This is a genomic window from Billgrantia sulfidoxydans (genome assembly GCF_017868775.1).
In the GTDB taxonomy this organism is placed as follows: Bacteria; Pseudomonadota; Gammaproteobacteria; order Pseudomonadales; family Halomonadaceae; genus Halomonas; species Halomonas sulfidoxydans.
The window spans coordinates 2,109,211-2,129,947 of record NZ_CP053381.1 but is presented as its reverse complement, the minus strand read 5'-3'; the positions used below and the strand labels follow the sequence as shown (position 1 = coordinate 2,129,947).

Here is a 20,737-nt window from a genome sequence, read left to right as displayed (position 1 = left end):
GCTGTAGGCCTGGGCAACCCGCACCTCACCGTCAGCGGGACTGCCGACGAATCTCCTGCGAGCGGGCGCGGCTGGCCTGAACGCGGCTACCATCCTTCAGCTTGACCAGGTAGCGGCCGTCCTCCTGCGGCTCCATGCGTTCGACGTGGTCCAGGTTGACGAGGTGGGAGCGGTGCACACGGAGGAAGGGAGGACGCGGCAAGCGCCCTGCCAGCTTGCCGAGCCGCACGCTGACCAGATAGCCCCGACCGCGGGCGTGCACCATGACATAGTCGTCCTGGGCCTCGATACGCACGATCTCATGCGGTGCGATCGGCACCACCGCCCCCCGGTCGCGCACGAGGATGCGCGCCAGGGGCGCCGGCTCCTCCCGTTCACCGAGCACGCCACGCGCGCGCTCGAGCATCGCGACGGCCGCCCGGCTCTCGACGGTCAGGCGCGCCCGCTCGACGGCCGCCTGCAACCGCTGCGCGCCGAAGGGTTTCAGCAGATAGTCGACCGCCTCCAGTTCGAAGGCAGTCACCGCGTACTCGTCGAATGCCGTCGTGAAGACTACCGCCGGCACCTCATCGAAGGCGTGCAACCGCTCGATGACCTCCAGGCCGGAGAGCCCCGGCATGCGGATGTCCAGGAACACGACATCGGGACGCAGGCGCCGGATCTCGGCCAGGGCCGTGGCACCGTCGCCGGCCTCGCCCACCAGCTCGACCCACGCCACCTCGGCGAGCAGCGCGCGAAGCCGCCGGCGCGCCAGCGGCTCGTCATCCACCACCAGTACCGACAGGCTCATGATGCCCTCCCTTGCGGCAGGTGCCCCGGCAGCACGAGGCGGACCGCGAACCCACGCCCCGGTGCGGTCGTCACCTGCATATGGCTGCGGCCCGGGTAGTGCAGCTCGAGCTGGCGCCGCACGGTCGAGAGGCCGAGCCCCGCGCCAAGCCGGCATGCTTCGGCATCGGCACCCTGGCCGTCGTCCGCGATCTCGACGATGAGGGAGCCCTCCTCCACGGCGGCCGCCAGGCGAAGCGTACCGCCTTCGAGCCTTGGCGCGATGCCGTGGCGCACGGCATTCTCGACCAGCGGCTGCAGCAGCAGCGAGGGCACGGCAAGCTCGAGGGCCTCCGGGTCCAGCGCTTCCTCGACGCCCAGCCGCTCCCCCAGTCGCAGCTGTTCCAGGGCCAGGTAATGGCGGATGAAAGCGAGTTCGTCTTCCAGGGCCACCACCTCTGGCGTCCCGCTGCGGCCGCTATGCAGCACATAGCGCATGAGATCGCCGAAACGCTCGAGCGCCTGTTCGGTGGCCGCACTATCGTCCCGGGCCAGTTGGGTCAAGGAGTGCAGGGTGTTGAACAGGAAATGGGGGTCGAGCTGCGCGCGCAGGGCCTGGAGCTCGGCGCGCGAGGCGACAAGAGCCTGTTCGGTCAATTGTTCTCGTGTCCGCCGCCATTGCGCATTGGCCGCAATCGCCGCGTAGAGGATCAGCCCGCCCACTAGCTGCCAGGGGGCGCCGTTGTACAGGAAGGCCTGCGCGGCCTCGCGGTGCACCGGCAATGCCAGCAGATAGATGGCAACCGTCCAGGCGACAGCGAAGCCCATCGCGGCCAGGCCATGGACGACGAGCGCTCGCCTCCGACCAAGACCTTTACGTGGCCGCCGAGCGAAGCGCCAGGCACAGCCGCCAAGCAAGACGCCGGGCACGGCCACCATCAGGGCGGCCGCGATCGCGTGCCCCCAGGGCAGCCCCTGCCCGAGGTAGACGGGTACCAGCAGAGCAGACCCCGCCAGGGCGACGAGGGTCAGCAGGATGGGCATTCGCCGCCAGCCGTCGAGCCTCGCTTTCATGGTTCCACCCCAGATGGCGAACCCGCTGGTTTCCGCCAGCAGGCGAACGAGGCAAGCTGGCGTCGCGATACCAGCCGGCGCGGCTGTCGGTGAGGCAGCCACTGCGGGAAGTTGCCCTGCAGGAACAGGCCCCCGAAGCCGTGCCTGACCGACAGACGCAGCCGCAATGAGCGGAGTCGTTCGCTCCTGGCCTCCGGCTGGCGACAGAAGCAGAGGCACAGCAGGCCACCCGGCGCCAGCACGCGCACGAGCTCCGCGACGGCCCGCTCCGGCTCGGCAGTGGTTTCCAGCGCCCAGGCACAGATCACGATGTCGAATTCCGCCTCGCTGAAGGGCAAGGCCAGCAGGTCCGCGTGGACATGTCGGCCCGGCACGCTGCTCGCCCGTTCCAGCATGGCGGGCGCCAGGTCGACCAGGGTCAAGTCTGCCCCGGGCTCCGCCCCCATGACCCAGCGCGCCAGCGTCCCGGGACCGCAACCGGCATCGAGCGCCCGGCGACCGGGCTCGAGCTCGGCAGCGAGGCAGCCCTGGAGCGCCGCCAGCGATTCGGCGCCTGCCCGCTCCAGCCAGCGACGATGCATGCGGTCGTACCGCGGCGCCAGCCGATCGTAGAGTGCCACGCTATCGCCCCGCGGCAGGGTCAGTGGCAACAGGACATCCCGAATCGCCGACAGCATTGTCTCGCCTCGCTCATGCACTGGCGCGCCACTGGCGCCGTTGCCTGAACCATATGGCGTCATCGCGACGGCCGCCACGAGAACTCGGTGAACGGCAGATTGGCTCGGCGAACGGTTGCCCCGGCGGGTCGCTGGCCTACCGGAGCGGCGGCCTAGTCAAGCCTGAGCGCGGCAGCGTGCAAAGGCTACCCTCGGCGCTTGGTCCGCGCGGTGGCCTCGGCAGTGGTGGGGTCCTCGGGCCAGGGGTGCTTGGGGTAGCGGCCGCGCATTTCGCGGCGTACCTCGGGATAGCCATTGGCCCAGAAGCTGGCGAGATCCGCGGTGACCTGCAGCGGGCGCCGCGCCGGCGAGAGCAGGTGCAGCAGCACCGCCACCCTCCCCTCGGCGATTCGCGGCGACTCCCGCCAGCCGAAGGTCTCCTGCAGCTTCACCGCCAGTACCGGTGGCCGGCCCTCCAGGCACGGCGTGTAGTCGAGACGGATCCGGGAGCCGCTGGGCACTTCGAGACGCTCCGGCGCCAGCGCATCGAGGCGGCTGCGCAGCGACCAGTCGAGGCTATCGAGCAGAAAGCGACCCAGCGGCAGCCGCGCCACCGCGTCGAGGCTTCTGACCCCATCGAGGTGCGGTCCCAGCCAGGCTTCCAGCTCATCGAGCAGCGCCGACAACGACCAGTCGGGCCAATCCTGCTCATCATCACAGTCTTGATCCCCCCGAGAGCCCAACGCCTGGCGCAGCAGCGCCACCCTGCCACGCAGCTGCTCGGTGCTGTCGTCGAAGGGCAGCTCACCGCGCCGACGCAGGGCGTCGAGCAGTGCCTGACGCACCGCCTCCGGCGGCAGCGACTGCAATGGCTTGCGCTCGAGCACCACCGCCCCCAGGCCGCGTACCTGCTCGCCGACCAGGCGCCCCTGCTCCTCCGACCACTCCAGGCTCGCCCGCCACTCTCGCGTTTCGGGAAACAGCGCCTCGAGCCGTGACCGCGCGATGACCACGCCGCGAAAGATGCGAGCCCCGCTGGCTTGGCCGTCGAGATCGGCGGCCACCAGCAGCTCGGCATGGGCCAGCGGATGCCGCTCGGGCAGAGTCGCCAGCCCGCCCGACGCCAGGCGGAAGCGTCCCGGCCCCGCGTCGTGGTGAATGCGCTGAGCCACCCGGTCCGGATAGGCCAGGGCCAGCAGCTCCCCCAGCGGCGCCAAGCTCGGCACCTCCAGACCCACGCCGCCAATGCGGGCCAGGCGCTGGGCCTCGCGCTGCCATTGGCGGTGCGCGGCGGGCTGCGCCAGGCGGGCCTGCAGCGTGCGCTCCAGGTCCTGTTCGCCGTCGAGATCGCGTCCCTCCAACGTCGCCACCAGGGCACAGGCCAGCGGCACGGCGTCGAGTTCGCCGGCACGCGCCAGCATCGCCGCCAGGCGCGGATGCGTGGGCCAGCGTACACAGCTTCGACCCAGCTCGGTGAGCAGGAAGCCGTCGTCCATCAAGCCGAGCCGCTGCAGCAGGCGGCGCCCCGCGGCCAGCGCCCCGGCCGGCGGCGGCGTGATCCAGGCCAGCGCGCTCGGTTCGACGATCCCCCAGCGCGCCAGCTCGAAGGCCAGCGGAGCGAGGTCGGCCTGCAATATTTCGGGCTCGCCGTGGGCCGGCAGCGGCTGCTCCTCAGCCCACAGGCGCAGGCAAAGCCCCGGCCCCTGACGCCCGGCCCTGCCACGGCGCTGGTCAGCGCTGGCACGGTTGACGCGACGGGTCTCCAGGCGGCTGAGCCCGCTGCGCGGCTGGAACACCGGCACCCGCTCCTGGCCGGCATCGATGACGATGCGTACGCCATCCACGGTGACGCTGGATTCGGCGATGGCGGTGGAGAGCACCACGCGCCGCCGACCGTTGGGCTCGGGCTTCAAGGCACGACGCTGCTCTTCGAGGGGCAGCCGCCCGTGCAGCTCACGCACCGCCAGTTCGGGCCGACGGCTGGCCAGCTCACGCGCCAGGCGGCGGATCTCGGCCACCCCGGGCAGGAACACCAAGGCATCGCCTTCGCTCAGGGCAAGGGCTTCCCCTACCGCTATCGCCTGCTGGCTTGCAGCGTCGTCGCGAGAGCTGGCGCTGGAGCGAAAGCTGAGCGGACGGTAGCGGGTCTCCACCGGGAAGCTGCGCCCCTGGCTCTCGAGCAGTGGCGTGGCTTCGCCGAGCACGCCGAGCAGCGCCTCGACATCGAGGGTGGCCGACATCACCAGCAGGCGCAGGTCGTCACGCACCGACTGGGCATCCAGCGCCAGGGCCAGCCCCAGGTCGGCCTCCAGACTGCGCTCGTGGAACTCGTCGAAGACGATGCCGCTCACCCCTTCGAGCAGGGGGTCGTCCTGTAGCATCCGCGTCAGCACCCCCTGGGTGACCACCTCGAGCCGCGTGTTGGGCCCTACCCGGCTCTCGCCGCGCATGCGGTAGCCCACGGTCTCCCCTACTCTTTCGCCCAGGCTTTCCGCCATGAAGCCGGCGGCCAGGCGAGCGGCCACACGCCGCGGTTCCAACAGCAGCAGGCGGCCTGCGTCGCGCTCACCCCGGCACCAGGTCTCGTTCAGCAGCGCCAGCGGCACCCGGGTGGTCTTGCCCGCCCCAGGTTCGGCGACGAGCAGCACGCGGGAATGCGCGGCCAGCGCCTGGCGAATCGGCGACAGCTGGGCATCGATGGGCAGTTCGCCGCCAGGCGTCATCGAATTGTCATCTCGCTTCATATACGATTTGCCATATATTTCGCCACCCGACATTCACTCACGACTTTCTCTACAAACACGAGAGCCCCGACATGACCCTACGCATCGGCATCAACGGTTTCGGTCGCATCGGTCGCCTGGCGCTGCGCGCCGGCTGGACCAACCCGGACCTCGAGTTCGTGCGCATCAACGACCCGGGCGGCGACGCCGCCACCTTCGCCCACCTGCTGCAGTTCGACTCGGTACACGGCCAGTGGAGCGGCGGCGGCGATGATATCACGTCGACCGAGGACGCCATCGAGGTGGCCGGCAAGCGCATCGCCTTCAGCTCCAATCGCGAGATCGCCGACACCGACTGGTCCGACTGCGACGTGGTGATCGAGTGCTCGGGCAAGATGAAGACGAGCGCCAAGCTCCAAGGCTACCTGGACCAGGGCGTAAAGCGCGTGGTGGTCAGCGCGCCGGTGAAGGAGGAAGGCGTGCTCAACGTGGTGATGGGGGTCAACGACCACCTCTTCGACCCCGCCAGCCATCGCATCGTCACCGCGGCGAGCTGCACCACCAACTGCCTGGCCCCGGTGGTCAAGGTGATCCACGAGCGGCTCGGCATCCGCCACGGCTCGATGACCACCATCCACGACATCACCAATACCCAGGTGATTCTCGACGCTCCGCACAAGGACCTGCGCCGTGCGCGGGCCTGCGGCATGAGCCTGATCCCTACCACCACCGGCTCGGCCAAGGCGATCACCGCGATCTTCCCGGAGCTCACCGGCAAGCTCAACGGCCACGCCGTGCGCGTGCCGCTGGCAAACGCCTCGCTCACCGACATGGTGTTCGAGGTGGCGCGCGAGACCACGGTCGAGGAAGTCAACGCAATGCTCAAGCAGGCCGCCGAGGGCGAGCTGGCCGGCATCCTGGGCTATGAGGAGCGCCCGCTGGTCTCCATCGACTATCGCAGCGACCCGCGCAGTTCCATCGTCGACGCGCTCTCCACCATGGTGGTGGCCGGCACCCAGGTGAAGCTCTACGCCTGGTACGACAACGAGTACGGCTACGCCTGCCGCACGGCGGAGCTGGCCGCCAAGGTGGGGAAAGCCACCGGGGTCGAGAGCGGCGAAGGATGATCGCCCGCGTTGCCGCCCTGCCCCGCGAGGTGCGCCAGTATCTGCTGGTCACCGGCAACTACTGGGGCTTCACGCTCACCGACGGCGCCCTGCGCATGCTGGTGGTGCTCCACTTCCACCAGCTCGGCTATTCGGCGCTGGAAGTGGCGCTGCTGTTCCTGTTCTACGAGTTCTTCGGCGTGGTGACCAACCTGGTAGGCGGCTGGCTGGGCGCGCGACTGGGGCTCAACCGCACCATGAACCTGGGGCTGGGCCTGCAGTTCGTCGCCCTGGCCATGCTGCTCCTTCCCACGGCCTGGCTCACGGTGCCCTGGGTGATGGCGGCCCAGGCGCTCTCGGGCATCGCCAAGGACCTCAACAAGATGAGCGCCAAGAGCGCGATCAAGGGCCTGGTACCGGCGGGCGACGAGGGGCACACCTCGCTCTACCGCTGGGTGGCGCTGCTCACCGGCTCGAAGAATGCGCTCAAGGGGGTGGGGTTCTTTCTCGGCGGGCTGCTGCTCACGCTGATCGGCTTCCAGGGCGCGATCCTTGCCATGGCGCTGATGCTCGCCGGCGTGCTCGGCCTCTCGCTCGCCCGCCTCGACGCCGACCTGGGTCGCGCCAAGGCCAAGCCGAAGTTTCGCGAGATACTCTCCAAGAGCCGTGCAATCAACATTCTCTCGGCGGCGCGGATGTTCCTGTTCGGCGCCCGCGACGTCTGGTTCGTGGTGGCGCTGCCGGTGTTTCTCGCCACCCAGTTCGGCTGGGACCATTGGCGAGTGGGCGGCTTCCTGGCGCTGTGGGTGATCGGCTACGGGGCGGTGCAGGCGGTGGCGCCACGCATCACCGGGCACACGGCAGGACGCGGCGCCGCCATCGCCTGGGCCGCGGCGCTGGCGGCGCTGCCGGCGCTGATCGCGCTCGGTCTTCAGCGGGAGTGGCAGCCGCAAGCGGTGTTGTTGGGCGGGCTGTTGCTGTTCGGCGCGGTGTTCGCGGTGAACTCCAGCCTGCACAGCTTCCTGATCGTGCGCATGGCGCGCTCGGACGGGGTCTCGCTGGACGTGGGCTTCTACTACATGGCCAACGCCATGGGCCGGCTGATCGGCACCCTGCTCTCCGGCTGGCTCTACATGACCGGCGGCCTGAGCGCCACGCTGTGGGTGTCGAGCGCCATGCTCACGGCCACGGTGGCGATCAGCCTGGCGTTGCCGAGGCAGGCCTCACCCCACACCCCTTGAGGATCACCTGGGTCAGGAACTGGGTGATCCGTTCGACGTCGGCATCGCTGATCTCGTCCTTGCCGGTAATGCCCAGCACCTGGGCCTCGAAGTCGGCGTAGTGCTGGGTGGCCGACCAGATCAGGAAGATCAGCCATACCGGATCGACAGGGTCCATCAGGCCCCGCTCCTCCCACTGCTCGAAGACCCTGGCCCGGGTCTGCACCCACTCCCGCAACTCGCCGCGCAGATAGTCCTGCAGGAAAGGTGCGCCACCCAGGATCTCGGCGGCGAACAGCCTCGACCCCTCGGGATGACGGCGGGAGAGCTGCATCTTGCTGCGGATGAACGCCTCGAGTACATCGGCGGGGTCGTCCTCCACGCTGATGTCGTCGAGCAGGGCATTCCAGCGCGCCATCATGCGCTCGAGCAGCCGCACGTAGAGGCCGCGCTTGTTGCCCATGTAGTAGAGCACGTTGGACTTGGGCAGCCCCGCCTCCTCGGCGATGGCCTGTACGCTGGCGCCACGGTAACCGTACTGGGCGAAGACCCGCTCGGCGGCTTCGAGAATCTCACGCTCGTTGCGTTCGCGAGTGGCGCCATTGCTCTCGCCACCCTGCCGAGGAGACTGCAAGGTCTCGGTTTCAGTCACGTCTGTCATTGACAGGCCCCTGCCCTGTGAATGGGGAAAGCCAAGAGAGTGCCCCACCGCGGGGCTTCCTGCAAATGAGACCATCGGTGGCGCACCAGGTGCCCTGCCCCCTCTTGGTCAGCCTGCTGCCGTGCCGTGCCCATTTTGCCCCTTGCAAAGTGCGACAATCTGGCCCATCCTGAGATCATCCTGACCATTTGGTCAACACGCGGCGACCGCACCTTGCGATGCACCATGCCGCGTGGCGATGGGTCAGCTATCACAACGTCAACAAGAGACAAGGCGATGATCGACTTCATGCTCAACGGGCAGCCGTGCCGGAGCGAGGCCTCACCCGAGACCAGCGTGCTCGAGCTGCTGCGCGAAACGCTGGCTGTCACGGGCACCAAGGAGGGCTGCGCCTCGGGTGACTGCGGTGCGTGCACGGTAGCCATCGGCGAGCCCGGCCCCGACGGCGAGCTGCGTTACCACAGCGCCAACGCCTGCATTACGCCCGCACATCAGCTCAACGGACGCTACCTGGTCACCGTGGATGGCCTCGCCCAGGGCGACGCGCTGCATCCCGCCCAGGCCGCCATGGTCGCGTGCCACGGCAGCCAGTGCGGCTTCTGCACCCCGGGCATCGTCATGTCGCTGTTCACCCTGCACGAGCAGCAGCGCCAGGCTCCGGCTCCGTTGACGCCCCAGCGCCTGGAGGCCGCACTGGGCGGCAACCTGTGCCGCTGCACCGGCTATCGCCCGATCCGCGATGCCGCCATGAGCATGGACTCCCATCCCGACAACCGCCCGCTGTGGCTCGACGCTGCCGCACCTCGCGACAGCGAGGCAGACAAGACCGGCCTCGATCTCGACGCCAGCTTCCTGCAGCCCGGCTCCCTCGCCGAGCTGACCGACTGCCTCGCGCGGCATCCCCAGGCACGACTCGTCGCCGGTGCCACCGACCTGTGGCTGGAGTCCACCCAGCGCCTGGCGCGCTTCGAGCGCGTGATCGACGTGACCCGGGTCGCCGAACTCAACGTCGTCGAGGAAGCCGAACTGCAGGACGGCCGCCGCGGCTGGTGGATCGGCGCCGCCGTCACCTACTCGCGCCTCGAACCGCTGCTGGAAGAGCGCTACGACGCCTTCGCCCACCTGCTGCACCGCCTCGGCTCCCAGCAGGTGCGCAACCGCGGCACCCTGGGCGGCAACATCGCCAATGCCTCGCCCATCGGCGACACCCCGCCGGTGCTGCTGGCGCTGGGCTCGCGGCTGCGCCTGGTCGGCCCCGAAGGTGAGCGTGAGCTGCCGCTCGACGACTTCTTCCTCGACTACAAGCGCACCGCGTTACGCGAGGGCGAGGCCATTCGCGCGATCTTCCTGCCCCGCCCCGTGGCGGGCCAAACGCTCAAGGTGTGGAAGCTGTCCAAGCGTCGTGAGGATGACATTTCCGCCGTGCTGGGCGCCTTCGCCTGGCGGATGGAGAACGGCGTGATGCGCGACGTGCGGCTCGCCTACGGCGGCATGGCGGCGATCCCCAAGCGCGCGGCCAATGCCGAAGCCGCCCTCGAGGGGCAGGCCCCCGATGCGGCCGCTTTCCGCGCCGCTCGCGAGGCTTTGGCCGAAGACTTCCAGCCCATGTCCGACGTGCGCGGCAGCGCCGAATATCGCCGGCTCTCCGCCGCCAACCTGCTCGAGCGCCTGCGTCTTGTGATCGCCCAGGCCGAGACCGACAGCCCCCGGGAGGTGATGCTCCATGCGTACGCTCACTAAGCTGAACAAATCGACAGAGATGGCTGCCGACGTGAGCGCCGAGTCCGCGACAGCCCGCCACGAGCTCGACGGACGCATCAAGGGTTCGAGCCCCTTGGCGCGCGACACCGTCCATGCCGCGCCGCATCCGCACGCCCGCGCCCACGAGAGCGCAGTCAAGCACGTTACCGGCCGCGCCGCCTACATCGACGACCTCAAGGCGCCGGCCGACACCCTGCACGTGGCGCTGGGCCTCTCCCCCGTCGCCCACGGCCGCCTGACGCGGCTCGACCTGGACAAGGTTCGCGCCATGCCGGGCGTGGTCGATGTCATCGGCTTCCATGACGTTCCGGGCCACACCGATATCGGCCCCGTCTTCCCCGGCGACCCCATCTTCGTCGAGGAGGAGATCAGCTACGTCGGCCAGGTGATGTTCGCCGTGGCCGCCGAGAGCCACCGCGCCGCACGCGAGGCGGTGCAGGCCGCAGTGATCGAGATCGACGAACAGCCGGCCTGTCTCGACCCGGTGGCTGCCGCCGAGCGCGGCGAGTTCGTGCGCCCCACCCACGTGCAGCAGAGCGGCGATTGGGAGCAGGCGCTGGCCAACGCCGCCCACGTGGTCGAGGCGGAGCAGTTCGTCGGCGGCCAGGAGCACTTCTACCTGGAGGGCCAGGCCTGCCTGGTGCAACCCACCGAAGACGAGGGTGTCATCGTCCACACCTCCAACCAGCACCCCAGCGAGACCCAGAAGCTGGTGGCCGAGGTGCTGGGCATCCCCTTCCACGCCGTGACCGTGGAGGTGCGCCGCATGGGCGGCGGCTTCGGCGGCAAGGAAACCCAGGCCTCGCCCTGGGCCTGCATCGCCGCGCTGATCGCCCGCCGCACCGGCCGCACCACCCGCGTGCGCCTGCCCCGCGCCGACGACATGCGCGTCACCGGCAAGCGCCACCCGTTCCACAACCGCTACCGCCTCGGCGTGGATGAGCAGGGCGTGATCCAGGGCGGCGAGATCACCGTGATCGGCGACTGCGGCTACTCCCCCGATCTCTCGGACGCCATCGTCGACCGCGCCATGTTCCACAGCGACAACGCCTACTCCTTGGGCGAAGCCCGGGTAACCGGCCACCGAGCGCGTACCCATACCGCCTCGAATACCGCCTTCCGCGGCTTCGGCGGCCCCCAGGGCATGATGGTGATCGAAGCGGCGATGGACGACATCGCCCGGCGCATCGGCGAAGACCCGCTGACGGTGCGCAAGCGCAACTTCTACCGCCCCGGCCGCCAGACCACCCACTACGGCCAGCAGGTGGACCAGATCGGCCTGCTCAAGGAGCTGGTCGAGCAGCTCGAGACCAGCAGCGACTACTGGGCGCGGCGCCACGCCATCACCGAGTTCAACGCCGAGAGCCCGATCATCAAGCGCGGCCTGGCGCTGACCCCGGTGAAGTTCGGCATCTCCTTCACCGCCAAGCATCTCAACCAGGCCGGCGCCCTGCTGCACGTCTACACCGACGGCAGCGTGATGATCAATCACGGCGGCACCGAGATGGGCCAGGGCCTGCACACCAAGATCTGCCAGGTGGTGGCCCGCGAGCTGGGGCTCGACGTCGACGAGGTGCGCATCACCGCCACCCGTACCGACAAAGTGCCCAACACCTCGCCCACCGCGGCCTCCAGCGGCGCCGACCTCAACGGCCAGGCCGCCCGCGACGCCTGCGTCAGGCTCAAGCAGCGCCTGTTCGACTTCGCCCACGAGCACCTCTACAAGGATCAGGGCCTCGACCGCGAAGAGATGCGTATGGAAGCCGGCCACCTAGTGGCAGGCCACGGCGAGAGCGAGCGTCGCATTCCCTGGGGCGAGCTGGTCCAGGCGGCCTATCTCAACCGCATCTCGCTCTCCGAGAAGGGCTTCTACGCCACGCCGCTGATCCACTACGACCGCAACACCGGCCAGGGCCGCCCCTTCTACTACTACGCCTTTGGCGCCGCCGTGGCTGAGGTCAGCGTCGACACCCTGACCGGCGAGTATCAGGTCGAGCGGGTCGATATCCTGCACGACGTGGGCGATTCGCTGAACCCGGCCATCGACCTCGGCCAGGTGGAAGGCGGTTTCATCCAGGGCATGGGCTGGCTGACCAGCGAGGAGCTGAAGTGGAACGAGGCCGGCCGGCTCATCTCCGACGGCCCCGCCACCTACAAAATCCCCACCTACGGCGACCTGCCGCCGGTGTTCAACGTCAAGCTGATGGAGGGCCACCCCAACTCCATGGCCAGCATCTACCGCTCCAAGGCGGTGGGCGAACCGCCCTTCATGCTCGGCATGGCGGTGTGGTCGGCGCTGCGCGACGCCCTGGCGAGCCTCACCGACTACGCCGAGGCCCCGCGACTCGACACCCCGGCCACGCCGGAGCGGGTGCTGCTGGCCGCCGAGGACCTGCGCAGCCGCTATGATGCCGCGCGGGGAGCGGTGTGATGAACGCGCCGCGTCCGCAGGCCTGGCACGAGGCGCTGCACCGGCTGCAGCGCGAGGGGCTGCCCCACGCGCTGGCCACGGTGGTGACCAGCGCCGGCTCCACGCCCCGCGAGCCCGGCGCGCGCATGGTGATCAGCGAGAGCGAAGTGTTCGACACCTTGGGTGGCGGCACCTTCGAGTTCCAGGTGATCGACGCCGCCCGCGAGAAGCTGGCACAGGGCGAAGCCGGCATGAGCCTCGAGGCCTTCGCCCTGGGCGGGCGCAGCGGCCAGTGCTGCGGCGGCTTCGTCAACGTGCTGCTGGAGGTGTTCCCCGGCAGCGCGACCACGCTGGCCATCTTCGGTGCCGGCCACGTCGGCAACGAACTGGTGCGCCTGGCCGCCCCGCTGCCCTGGCGTGTGCTGTGGCACGACAGCCGCGAGGGCGTCTTCCCGGCCTGGACCAAGGAGCAACCGCGCCTGGCCTGCCGCCACGCCCCGGACCCGCAGGCCGCCGTGGCGGCACTGCCGGCAGGCAGCCACGCACTGGTGCTGACCCACGACCACGCCGAGGATCGCGCCCTGGTCGACGCCCTGCTCCAGCGCGACGACATCGCCTCCATCGGCCTGATCGGCTCCAAGAGCAAGTGGGCCAGCTTCCGTTCGCGGCTCACCGATGCCGGCCACGACGACGCGGCCCTGGCCCGGGTGCGCTGCCCCATCGGCATGACCAGGGACGCCAATGGCGAACCGATCAGAGGCGGCGACAAGACGCCCTACGCCATCGCCATCGCCGCCCTGGCCGAACTGCTGCCGATGGTGGGCAAAGCCGAGCGCGCCGATCAGCGCGGCCTGGAGCCGGCCGAACTGCGTGCTCTGTTCTAACAATCCGGTGCAGACAATTTCCTGACCACGACGCTGGCTATCGGGCGCCGGGGGCAGGACGAAGAGGAGGTCATTGCCAGGGATGGCAAATGTAGCGTCCGGGGAAGGATTCACAGCGCCTCCTCGCAGTCCTGCCGCCGGAACAGCCCGATGATTGCAATCAAAGAGCCCCAGACATGACGAACAACGACTCCCGCGTGATACGCGCCGAACTGCTGAGCTTCGATGCCGACCCCGGCGAGGACGACAAGCCAGCCGAAGGCAGCGTGCGCCATTACGCCGACGGCGCGCTGTGGCTGGAGAATGGCCGGATCAAGGCCATCGACGACTACGCCACGCTGGCACCACGCCTGCCCGAAGGCATCGAGACGGTGGATCACCGCGGCAAGCTGGTGATGCCCGGCTTCATCGACAGCCACGTGCACTACGTGCAGCTGGAGATCATGGCCTCCTACGGGCGTCAGCTGCTGGACTGGCTGAACGAGTACACCTTCCCCGAAGAGTGCGGCTTCGCCCAGCGCGAGCGGGCCGAAGTGATCTCCAACGCCTTCCTCGACGAGATGCTGCGGGTCGGCACCACCACCGCCCAGGTGTTCTGCTCCAGCCACCCCACCTCGGTGGAAGCCTTCTTCTCGGCCTGCCGCGAGCGCGACCTGCGCATGCTGGCCGGCAAGGTGCTGATGGACCGCAACGCCCCCGAAGCGCTGTGCGACGACACCGTCGGCGGCATTCGCGACACCGAACGGCTGATCGGCGAGTGGCACGGCAGAGGGCGCCTGGGCTACAGCCTGACCCCGCGCTTCGCCCCGACCTCCACCCGCCAGCAGCTCGACGCCACCGGCGGCCTGCTGCGCAACGACCCGAGCCTGTGGCTGCAGACCCACCTCTCGGAGAACCCCGGCGAGCTCGACTGGGTGGCCGAGCTGTTCCCCGAGAGCCGCGACTATCTCGAAGTCTACGAGCAGTCCGGGCTGGTCGGCCCGCGCAGCACCTTCGCCCACGGCATCCACCTCGACCAGGAGATGCGTGGCCGGCTGGCCGAGCGCGGCGCCAACATCGCCTTCTGCCCCAGCTCCAACATGTTCCTCGGCAGCGGCCTGTTCGACCGCCTGGCGGCACGCGAGGTCGGCCTCAACATCACCTACGCCAGCGACATCGGCGGCGGCACCGACCTCTCCGGCCTCGCCACGCTCAAGGCTGGCTACCAGGTAGGCCAGCTGCGCGGCCAGCCGCTGACCGCCTGGCAAGGCCTCTACGGCCTCACCCTGGGCAACGCCAAGGCGCTCTCGCTGGACGACAAGATCGGCCGCCTCGCCCCCGGCATGGAGGCCGACTTCGTCGTCATCGACCCCGACGGCTCACCGCTGCTTGGGCGCCGTCATGCCCGTTGCAAGACCCTCGGCGAGCGGCTGTTCGCCCTGATGATGCTGGGCGACGACCGCAGCATACTGGAGACGTGGGCCGGGGGACGGTGCCAGCACAAGCGCGACCAGGCCTAGGCTCTGTCCGAAAACTGGCTGCGCTCGGCCATACGGCGTTAAAAATCAGCTCAAAGTACTCATTTACACCTCGTAAACTCCGTCTTTTCGCCGATTTTGCCTTGTCTGGCCTTCGCTCGCCGACTTTTCAGACGGAGCCTAGGTCAAGCTGAAACGAAAATGGCGAGTGGTTGGAAGACCACTCGCCATTATGTAAAACCCAGTTGTGAAACCTACTGCTTCGAGGGCCGTACCTCCCCGCTATCCGGATCGAAGACCCAGCGCTCCCCGCCCACCCGGAAGAGCAGCTCTTCGTTGCTCCACGCCAGCGCCTCGTAGATCCGCTCCTCGGGTGCTAGCTCGTCATGATCGGGGCTGCGCACCGGCATGGCACTCTCCTCTACCGTTTCACCCAGCCGCTCTGCATCCACCACCGTCAGTGTGCGACCGCCCGCAGGGCCTTCCTGCACGAAGACCAGCCGTCGCGAATCATCGCTCCACGGCCCAATGGTGATGTTGCCGCCGTATTGGAACGCCGCCGGCCTTGGCTGCCGCGCTTCCATTCGGACAAGCCAGCCGGCGCTATGTGCCGCTCCCGTGGTGACCACGGCAAGCCAGGCACCGTCCGGCGAAACCGAGGCTTCCTGGAAGCGCTCCGCAGCGCCAAACTCAGCCTGTTGATCCACGCGAATCGTGCCCGGCATATCGGCAATGCCGAGCAGCACGGATCCATCCGCCGCGCGAATCTGCTCGTTGGCTACATCAAGCGGAGCAAGAGTCGCTTCAGGTTGAGAGGTATCGGATGTTTCGGTCTCCGGTGGTGGCCCACCATTTTCCGGCGACGGACAGCCGCTGAGCAAGAGAGCAGCGGTTGCGATTGAGAGAGCGAGCGGGAGCCTACATGCTGCCATGAAGCCTCCTGATACTGAGTTGAATGCTTCATCTGCACGGCAGTGTAAGCCTGTGGAGCTAACGTTTCCGCCACCAGCGCCAGAAGTAAAGTGCCAGCGACGCTTATGGCCTCCGGTGCATGTATTCGGTAGAGGACATAGCACGATTAAGAAAGCCTACTGTATTTACTTCCCCTACAGAAACAAGGCTTAGACCGCAGTTGTCGTGAGGAAATCGTGTTTTTACTGGCAAAGCCAAAAAAATATTTATCAACTCGCGAATCATGTGCCCGTGAGTCACTACGAGAATTTTAGATACAGGTTGAGCGAATATTAACTCTTTCGCTTCCAAGGCCCGCCTCAGAAATGCACCGGCCTGTTCATTTTCCTTTGGGTGAAGATGACCGGATCTGTGCGATATGTAAACGGGATCTTCGTAAGAGATTGCGTTATCGAGAACCAGTTGACCTTCGGCTAGACAGGGATGGACCACGACGGGGAGCGACGCGGCTTGCGCGAAAGGCTCAACCGTGTCCAAAGCCCTAGCATAGGGAGAGCAAAGAATAGCCTCTATGTCCAATTCCATTAGACCGTCGACAATCGCTTGGGCTTGCCGATGACCGTACTCTGTCAAAGCATCCTCACTCCCCGAAGCAAGTGAGCCAGCCCGGTTTGATTCTGTTTCAGCATGTCTCAACAGAAATATGTCCATATGTCTCATGTTCTAACGCTACGCCAACCGGCACGAGTCATCCAGCTACTTCAGCGCAGCAGCTAGCTCTCTTAGCAAAGTTTCGTCCGAATTAGATGCACTTCTTTTAGGATTAACCGCCCACTCTGACACCTTAACCAAAAGATTTCTTTCTTCCGATGATGCCATTGTAGAAAAGCGAAGTAATGTTCCTATGATTTTATTGCTTTTTATTGGGTACACTTTTTCCCACTCACTGGAACACTGCTTTATCATTTGATCGGTGATCGAATTAACGCCTTGAAGCAACTCTCTATCATTTTATTTTACATATATTTTATCGCCTAGGTGAAGTATCTTTGTAAAATCTATGGCTACCAAACCTCTGTGCCGTTTTGATTTATCTTTCTTAAAAGTTGACTCCAGTTGGTTACAAGCCTTCCTCACATTGACTTCAAGCTTCCCCAAGGAAGTGATTCTTTTGCATTCAACCCAGATATTTTTATTTTTGAACCTGAAGCCGGTATCTGAAGCAGAATCAAATAACGTTTCAACGCCCCTCTCAGGCCTATGAGATCGGGCTTCCACTAGAGCTTCAAAAATAAAGTTCCTAGCCTTAGAAGAATCGTTCGTTTCGGACGCTGAATTGACAGGCCCGCCCACACCCTTTTTCAGCTTTCTATTGTTTTAAGCTGATTTTTTGGAACATCCTTTAGGGATTTATATATGTCAATAAAATCCATAACCTCGAACATAGAGCTTACAAAGTCAGGGAAAATTTCTTTACCTTCATGTTCAGAGGTCGTCCGGCATTCCTTTGTCCAGCTTCCTATAACCTTCTCGTAAAACTGTGTTCTTCCAGTTTCAAAACAGACGCCTATAGAATTGATCCATTCAATGGCATCAGAAAAATCTTTATTAATATTCCCGTATGAATCTGTAGTTATGGTCATTGGAAAAATTAACGCAATTGGTAATGGGCGCCAACGGAGCGAAGCGTAGTTGGGTTGGCGTCCCGTTGAGCACCTTGTTAAGCATTGATCTGGCGAACAAAGCCAGCTTCCTCTCTGACACCGACTCGGTTTCCATCGGGATCGCTGATATTGATCGTCCTTCCCCAAGCACTTTCTGTGATGACTGCCTGGATACCCCACGCTCTAATTTCCGCCAAGGCCTCCTCTAGGTCTTCGACATTGAAGCGCAGTTTGAAGCTACCTTCTCCAGGTGACTTAACGCCATCCTTCGCTTTGCCTCCTTGCTCGATCATCAAATAGCCATCGCCGAACTCGAAGCAATTAAGCCTAAAACCGTCTTCGTCCTTTTCGAAAAGCTGACGCAACCCAAACAGATCTCGATAGAATGCCACGCACTCGTCAAACCTTTCCGTGTTCAAAATCATTCCGTAGCGGGCTATATTCGCGTGCATAAACTTTCCTTGTGCTTAACGCCCAACTCAGCGGTCTACTGGAGCGAAGCGTAAGTAGATCCGCTGTAGTTGTTTGTTAAATGCATTATTCGTTTGGCACAAAAATCTGCCCCGGCCCAGGAGGAGCTACGGTGCAGAGACATGTGGCTGGGCAAAGGTTTGCCGGGGTGCGTAGCCCGTTGGGCGGAGTTGGGAATTTCAGGGACGCTACCGCCCTGCTGGCAGAATGGATGACGATTCCCATCATCCCTAATGCGGCATCCCTGAGTACGTCTTGGTCACGTAAGCCGTCTTCTGCGGCTCTTCACCTACCGTAACCAAGCGAAACGTTGAGGGCAACGCCTCCTTCAGTACCTACGTCACCTCCCTTCACCCTCGAAACCTTTCCCGCCTGCCTCTACGACCTTGGTCGCAACCCACCTGTCCAATCGGTCAAATAACGTCTAGGCTGTAGCCGTGCACAGCCTGACCAAACGGTCAGACATGTCGCAGGACACCCCATAACCCTTATTCGACGACGTCATCCAACAACAACGGACACAAGCTATGGAACCGACCTCCTCCCTGGCCGATAGAACAGAAGACCAGTCCCCCGCGAGGGCCTCGGGTCAAGGCAACTGGCTGGACACCTACTTCGGCGCGAGCCGACGCGGCTCCAGCGTCAAGACAGAGATTCTGGCCGGTATCGCCACCTTCCTGGCTTCGATGTACATCATCGTGGTCAACCCGGCGATTCTCTCCGATGCCGGCATTCCCTTCTCGGCGGCGCTCTCAGCCACCGTGCTGATCAGTTTCATGAGCAGCCTGGCCATGGGCCTGTATGCCCGCAACCCGATCCTGGTGGCGCCGGGCATGGGCATGAACGCGCTGTTCACCTATACCCTGGTGCTGGGTGCCGGCCTGTCGTGGGAGGTGGCGCTGGGCTGCGTGTTCTGGTCCGGCGTGCTGTTCGCCACCCTGGCCATGTTCAACGTGCGCGAGGCGATCATCGAGGCCATTCCGCCCTCGTTGCGCTATGCCATCACTTGCGGCATCGGCCTGTTCATCACCTTCATCGGCTTTAAGAACGCCGGTTTCATCGTCGGTAGCGACGCCACCCTGGTCACGCTCGGCAGCATGGACGCCTCGCTGATCACCTTCTTCATCGGCATGATGGCCACCGCCATCCTGGTGATCATGCGCTTCAACGGCGCGCTGATCCTGGGCATCGCCCTGACCACCCTGCTGGCGACGCCCATGGGGCGCCTGTGGGGCGGCGATGTGGTGGTGGAGTGGAGCGGCCTGGCCGCCTGGCCGGACTTCAGCGCGGTAATGAAGGTGGATATCTGGGGCGCGCTCAAGGTCGCCTACCTGCCGTTCATCTTCGTCATGCTGTTCACCAACTTCTTCGACGCGCTCTCCTGCTTCATGGCGCTCTCGGAGTCGGCCGACCTCAAGGACAAGAACGGCAACCCGCGTAACCTCAAGCGTTCGATGACCGTGGATGCCTTCGCCTCGATGATCGCCGCGCCGCTCGGCACCAGCGCCGCGCAGACCTTCATCGAGTCCGGCGCCGGCGTGGCCCAGGGCGGCCGTACCGGGCTGGTGGCGGTGACCATCGCCTTCCTGTTCCTGCCGTTCCTGTTCCTCTCGCCGCTGCTGTCGCTGGTGCCCGGTATCGCCACGGCGCCGGCGCTGGTGCTGGTCGGGCTGTTCATGCTGGCGCCGATCAGCAAGATCGACTGGTCGCGGTTCGAGCAGGCCTTCCCCGCCTTCCTCGCCATCATCCTGATGCCGCTGACCTACTCGATCACGCTGGGCATCGCCTTCGGTTTCCTGAGCTTCGTGCTGATCAAGCTCGCTACCGGCAAGCTCTACGAGATCAAGCCGGCGATGTGGGTCTCCGCCGCGCTCAGCGTGGTGATGCTCGTAACCACCCAGTAAGAAAGCGCGGGGCCGGCAAAGCCGGCCCCCTTCACTCTTCCCCCCAAGGATCGGTCAGACGCTCTCGGCCAGTTGCCGATGCAACTCCAGCCGGCGTGTGTCGCTCACGAAGGCGGACTCGATGGCGGTGCCGGCGAGCTGGATGAAGGTCTCGCGCGACCAGCCGAACGCCTCGTGGCAAACCATGAAGTTATCCAGCATGCCGCCACCGAAATAGGCCGGATCGTCCGAATTGAGGGTGAGCCTCAGGCCGGCATCGAGCAGCCGGGGTAACGGGTGCTCCTCCATTCGCTCCACCACCTTGAGGCGCACGTTGGAGAGCGGGCAGACGGTGAGCACCACGCCCTCGTCGCGCAGCCGGGCGACCAGCTCGGGATCCTCCAGGCAGCGCACGCCGTGGTCGATGCGACACACGTCGAGCAGGTCGAGGGCCTCGCGGATGTAGTCGGCAGGCCCCTCCTCGCCGGCATGGGCGACCCGGGGAATGCCCAGCATCTTCGCGCGCTGGAAGACCTCGGTGAACTTGGAGGGCGGATGGCCACGCTCGGCGCTGTCGAGCCCCACGGCATCGAGCATCTCCCAGTATGGCGCGGCGCTCTCCAGCACCTTCATCGCCTCCTCGGCGGGACGATCGCGCAGGAAGGCCATGATCAGCGCCGTGGACATGCCCAGTTCGCGCTCGGCTTCGCGGCGGGCCAGGCTGAGCCCCTCCATGACGACGTCGAGCTCGACGCCTCGGGCCAGGTGGGCCTGGGGGTCGAAGTGCATCTCGACGTGCACCACGCCCTCGGCATGGGCGCGACGGAAGTAGTCCATCGCCAGGTCGTGGAAGTCCTCGGCTCGCTTGAGCACGCTCATGCCCTGGTAATAGAGGTCGAGAAACGAGGGGAGATCGTCGAAGTCATAGGCGGCCCGCACCGCTTCAACCGAGTCGAAGGGCAGCGCGACGCCGTTGCGCCTGGCCAGAGCGAGCATCAGCTCCGGTTCCAGCGAGCCCTCGATATGCAGGTGGAGTTCGGCCTTCGGCAGCCGCTTCAGGAAATCGCGCATGGTGCACCTCATCGGC

General features: G+C 65.8%; 16 protein-coding genes. 7 read left to right on the top strand and 9 right to left on the bottom strand.

Annotated features, from left to right (window positions below; translation table 11 throughout):
* Nucleotides 1–31: 31 nt before the first annotated feature.
* The 4 genes from HNO51_RS09895 to hrpB all read right to left on the bottom strand — a co-directional run bounded on the left by HNO51_RS09895 (nucleotide 32) and on the right by hrpB (nucleotide 5,242).
* Nucleotides 32–790 (bottom strand): LytR/AlgR family response regulator transcription factor, encoded by a 759-nt coding sequence (locus HNO51_RS09895; RefSeq protein WP_197450824.1) that lies wholly within the window; start codon nucleotides 788–790, stop codon nucleotides 32–34.
* Nucleotides 787–1,842, bottom strand: coding sequence for a sensor histidine kinase (locus tag HNO51_RS09890; RefSeq protein WP_209539096.1), 1,056 nt, complete (start codon nucleotides 1,840–1,842; stop codon nucleotides 787–789). Before HNO51_RS09890 ends, HNO51_RS09895 begins: the two co-directional genes overlap by 4 nt.
* A complete protein-coding gene (locus HNO51_RS09885; RefSeq protein WP_209539095.1) occupies nucleotides 1,839–2,519 on the bottom strand; it encodes a class I SAM-dependent methyltransferase in 681 nt (226 codons plus the stop codon). The genes HNO51_RS09890 and HNO51_RS09885 overlap by 4 nt, the downstream gene beginning before the upstream one ends.
* Before the next feature lie 185 nt (nucleotides 2,520–2,704).
* Entirely contained in the window at nucleotides 2,705–5,242 is a 2,538-nt protein-coding gene (gene hrpB / locus HNO51_RS09880; RefSeq protein ID WP_242597243.1) for an ATP-dependent helicase HrpB, read from the bottom strand.
* Nucleotides 5,243–5,313: 71 nt separating this feature from the next.
* Between hrpB and HNO51_RS09875 the strand changes: the two genes are divergently transcribed.
* Entirely contained in the window at nucleotides 5,314–6,348 is a 1,035-nt protein-coding gene (locus HNO51_RS09875; RefSeq protein ID WP_209539094.1) for an ArsJ-associated glyceraldehyde-3-phosphate dehydrogenase, read from the top strand.
* Nucleotides 6,345–7,568, top strand: a complete 1,224-nt coding sequence (arsJ, locus tag HNO51_RS09870; RefSeq protein ID WP_209539093.1) for an organoarsenical effux MFS transporter ArsJ — start codon at nucleotides 6,345–6,347, stop codon at nucleotides 7,566–7,568. The genes HNO51_RS09875 and arsJ overlap by 4 nt, the downstream gene beginning before the upstream one ends.
* Here the strand turns inward: arsJ and HNO51_RS09865 are convergent.
* Complete coding sequence (locus HNO51_RS09865) at nucleotides 7,525–8,208, bottom strand: TetR/AcrR family transcriptional regulator (RefSeq protein ID WP_209539092.1); 684 nt, start codon at nucleotides 8,206–8,208, stop codon at nucleotides 7,525–7,527. The two genes, arsJ and HNO51_RS09865, sit on opposite strands and share 44 nt — an antisense overlap.
* Before the next feature lie 276 nt (nucleotides 8,209–8,484).
* On the opposite strand from HNO51_RS09865, the gene xdhA reads away from it, so the two are divergent.
* The 4 genes from xdhA (at nucleotide 8,485) to guaD (ending at nucleotide 14,762) form a co-directional block, all read left to right on the top strand.
* Nucleotides 8,485–9,948, top strand: a complete 1,464-nt coding sequence (gene xdhA, locus HNO51_RS09860) for a xanthine dehydrogenase small subunit (protein ID WP_209539091.1) — start codon at nucleotides 8,485–8,487, stop codon at nucleotides 9,946–9,948.
* Nucleotides 9,932–12,400, top strand: coding sequence for a xanthine dehydrogenase molybdopterin binding subunit (gene xdhB / locus HNO51_RS09855; RefSeq protein ID WP_209539090.1), 2,469 nt, complete (start codon nucleotides 9,932–9,934; stop codon nucleotides 12,398–12,400). The genes xdhA and xdhB overlap by 17 nt, the downstream gene beginning before the upstream one ends.
* Entirely contained in the window at nucleotides 12,400–13,263 is an 864-nt protein-coding gene (xdhC, locus tag HNO51_RS09850; RefSeq protein ID WP_209539089.1) for a xanthine dehydrogenase accessory protein XdhC, read from the top strand. The genes xdhB and xdhC overlap by 1 nt, the downstream gene beginning before the upstream one ends.
* A 176-nt stretch (nucleotides 13,264–13,439) precedes the next feature.
* Nucleotides 13,440–14,762: a guanine deaminase gene (guaD, locus tag HNO51_RS09845; RefSeq protein WP_209539088.1), complete on the top strand. Its 1,323-nt coding sequence runs from the start codon at nucleotides 13,440–13,442 to the stop codon at nucleotides 14,760–14,762.
* A gap of 212 nt (nucleotides 14,763–14,974) precedes the next feature.
* Here the strand turns inward: guaD and HNO51_RS09840 are convergent, their stop codons facing one another.
* The 3 genes from HNO51_RS09840 to HNO51_RS09830 form a co-directional block, all read right to left on the bottom strand.
* On the bottom strand, nucleotides 14,975–15,652 hold the full coding sequence (locus HNO51_RS09840) for a TolB-like translocation protein (protein WP_209539087.1): 678 nt from the start codon (nucleotides 15,650–15,652) through the stop codon (nucleotides 14,975–14,977).
* Nucleotides 15,653–15,755: 103 nt separating this feature from the next.
* A complete protein-coding gene (locus HNO51_RS21260; protein WP_209539086.1) occupies nucleotides 15,756–16,343 on the bottom strand; it encodes a histidine phosphatase family protein in 588 nt (195 codons plus the stop codon).
* 1,009 nt (nucleotides 16,344–17,352) lie between these two features.
* Nucleotides 17,353–17,748: a VOC family protein gene (locus HNO51_RS09830; RefSeq protein ID WP_209539085.1), complete on the bottom strand. Its 396-nt coding sequence runs from the start codon at nucleotides 17,746–17,748 to the stop codon at nucleotides 17,353–17,355.
* Between the two features lie 546 nt (nucleotides 17,749–18,294).
* On the opposite strand from HNO51_RS09830, the gene HNO51_RS09825 reads away from it, so the two are divergent.
* Entirely contained in the window at nucleotides 18,295–19,671 is a 1,377-nt protein-coding gene (locus HNO51_RS09825) for an NCS2 family permease (protein WP_209539084.1), read from the top strand.
* Between the two features lie 54 nt (nucleotides 19,672–19,725).
* Here the strand turns inward: HNO51_RS09825 and HNO51_RS09820 are convergent, their stop codons facing one another.
* Nucleotides 19,726–20,721, bottom strand: a complete 996-nt coding sequence (locus HNO51_RS09820) for an adenosine deaminase (protein WP_209539207.1) — start codon at nucleotides 20,719–20,721, stop codon at nucleotides 19,726–19,728.
* Nucleotides 20,722–20,737: the final 16 nt, after the last annotated feature.

Excerpts from the sequence above, each read along its gene's own strand:
- HNO51_RS09825 (WP_209539084.1), top strand. The coding sequence starts at position 18,295 with ATGGAACCGACCTCCTCCCTGGCCGATAGAACAGAAGACCAGTCCCCC.
- hrpB (WP_242597243.1), bottom strand. The coding sequence starts at position 5,242 with ATGAAGCGAGATGACAATTCGATGACGCCTGGCGGCGAACTGCCCATC.
- xdhB (WP_209539090.1), top strand. The coding sequence starts at position 9,932 with ATGCGTACGCTCACTAAGCTGAACAAATCGACAGAGATGGCTGCCGAC.
- HNO51_RS09895 (WP_197450824.1), bottom strand. The coding sequence starts at position 790 with ATGAGCCTGTCGGTACTGGTGGTGGATGACGAGCCGCTGGCGCGCCGG.
- xdhA (WP_209539091.1), top strand. The coding sequence starts at position 8,485 with ATGATCGACTTCATGCTCAACGGGCAGCCGTGCCGGAGCGAGGCCTCA.
- guaD (WP_209539088.1), top strand. The coding sequence starts at position 13,440 with ATGACGAACAACGACTCCCGCGTGATACGCGCCGAACTGCTGAGCTTC.
- HNO51_RS21260 (WP_209539086.1), bottom strand. The coding sequence starts at position 16,343 with ATGGACATATTTCTGTTGAGACATGCTGAAACAGAATCAAACCGGGCT.
- HNO51_RS09875 (WP_209539094.1), top strand. The coding sequence starts at position 5,314 with ATGACCCTACGCATCGGCATCAACGGTTTCGGTCGCATCGGTCGCCTG.
- HNO51_RS09865 (WP_209539092.1), bottom strand. The coding sequence starts at position 8,208 with ATGACAGACGTGACTGAAACCGAGACCTTGCAGTCTCCTCGGCAGGGT.
- HNO51_RS09890 (WP_209539096.1), bottom strand. The coding sequence starts at position 1,842 with ATGAAAGCGAGGCTCGACGGCTGGCGGCGAATGCCCATCCTGCTGACC.
- arsJ (WP_209539093.1), top strand. The coding sequence starts at position 6,345 with ATGATCGCCCGCGTTGCCGCCCTGCCCCGCGAGGTGCGCCAGTATCTG.
- HNO51_RS09885 (WP_209539095.1), bottom strand. The coding sequence starts at position 2,519 with ATGCTGTCGGCGATTCGGGATGTCCTGTTGCCACTGACCCTGCCGCGG.
- HNO51_RS09840 (WP_209539087.1), bottom strand. The coding sequence starts at position 15,652 with ATGGCAGCATGTAGGCTCCCGCTCGCTCTCTCAATCGCAACCGCTGCT.
- HNO51_RS09820 (WP_209539207.1), bottom strand. The coding sequence starts at position 20,721 with ATGCGCGATTTCCTGAAGCGGCTGCCGAAGGCCGAACTCCACCTGCAT.
- HNO51_RS09830 (WP_209539085.1), bottom strand. The coding sequence starts at position 17,748 with ATGCACGCGAATATAGCCCGCTACGGAATGATTTTGAACACGGAAAGG.
- xdhC (WP_209539089.1), top strand. The coding sequence starts at position 12,400 with ATGAACGCGCCGCGTCCGCAGGCCTGGCACGAGGCGCTGCACCGGCTG.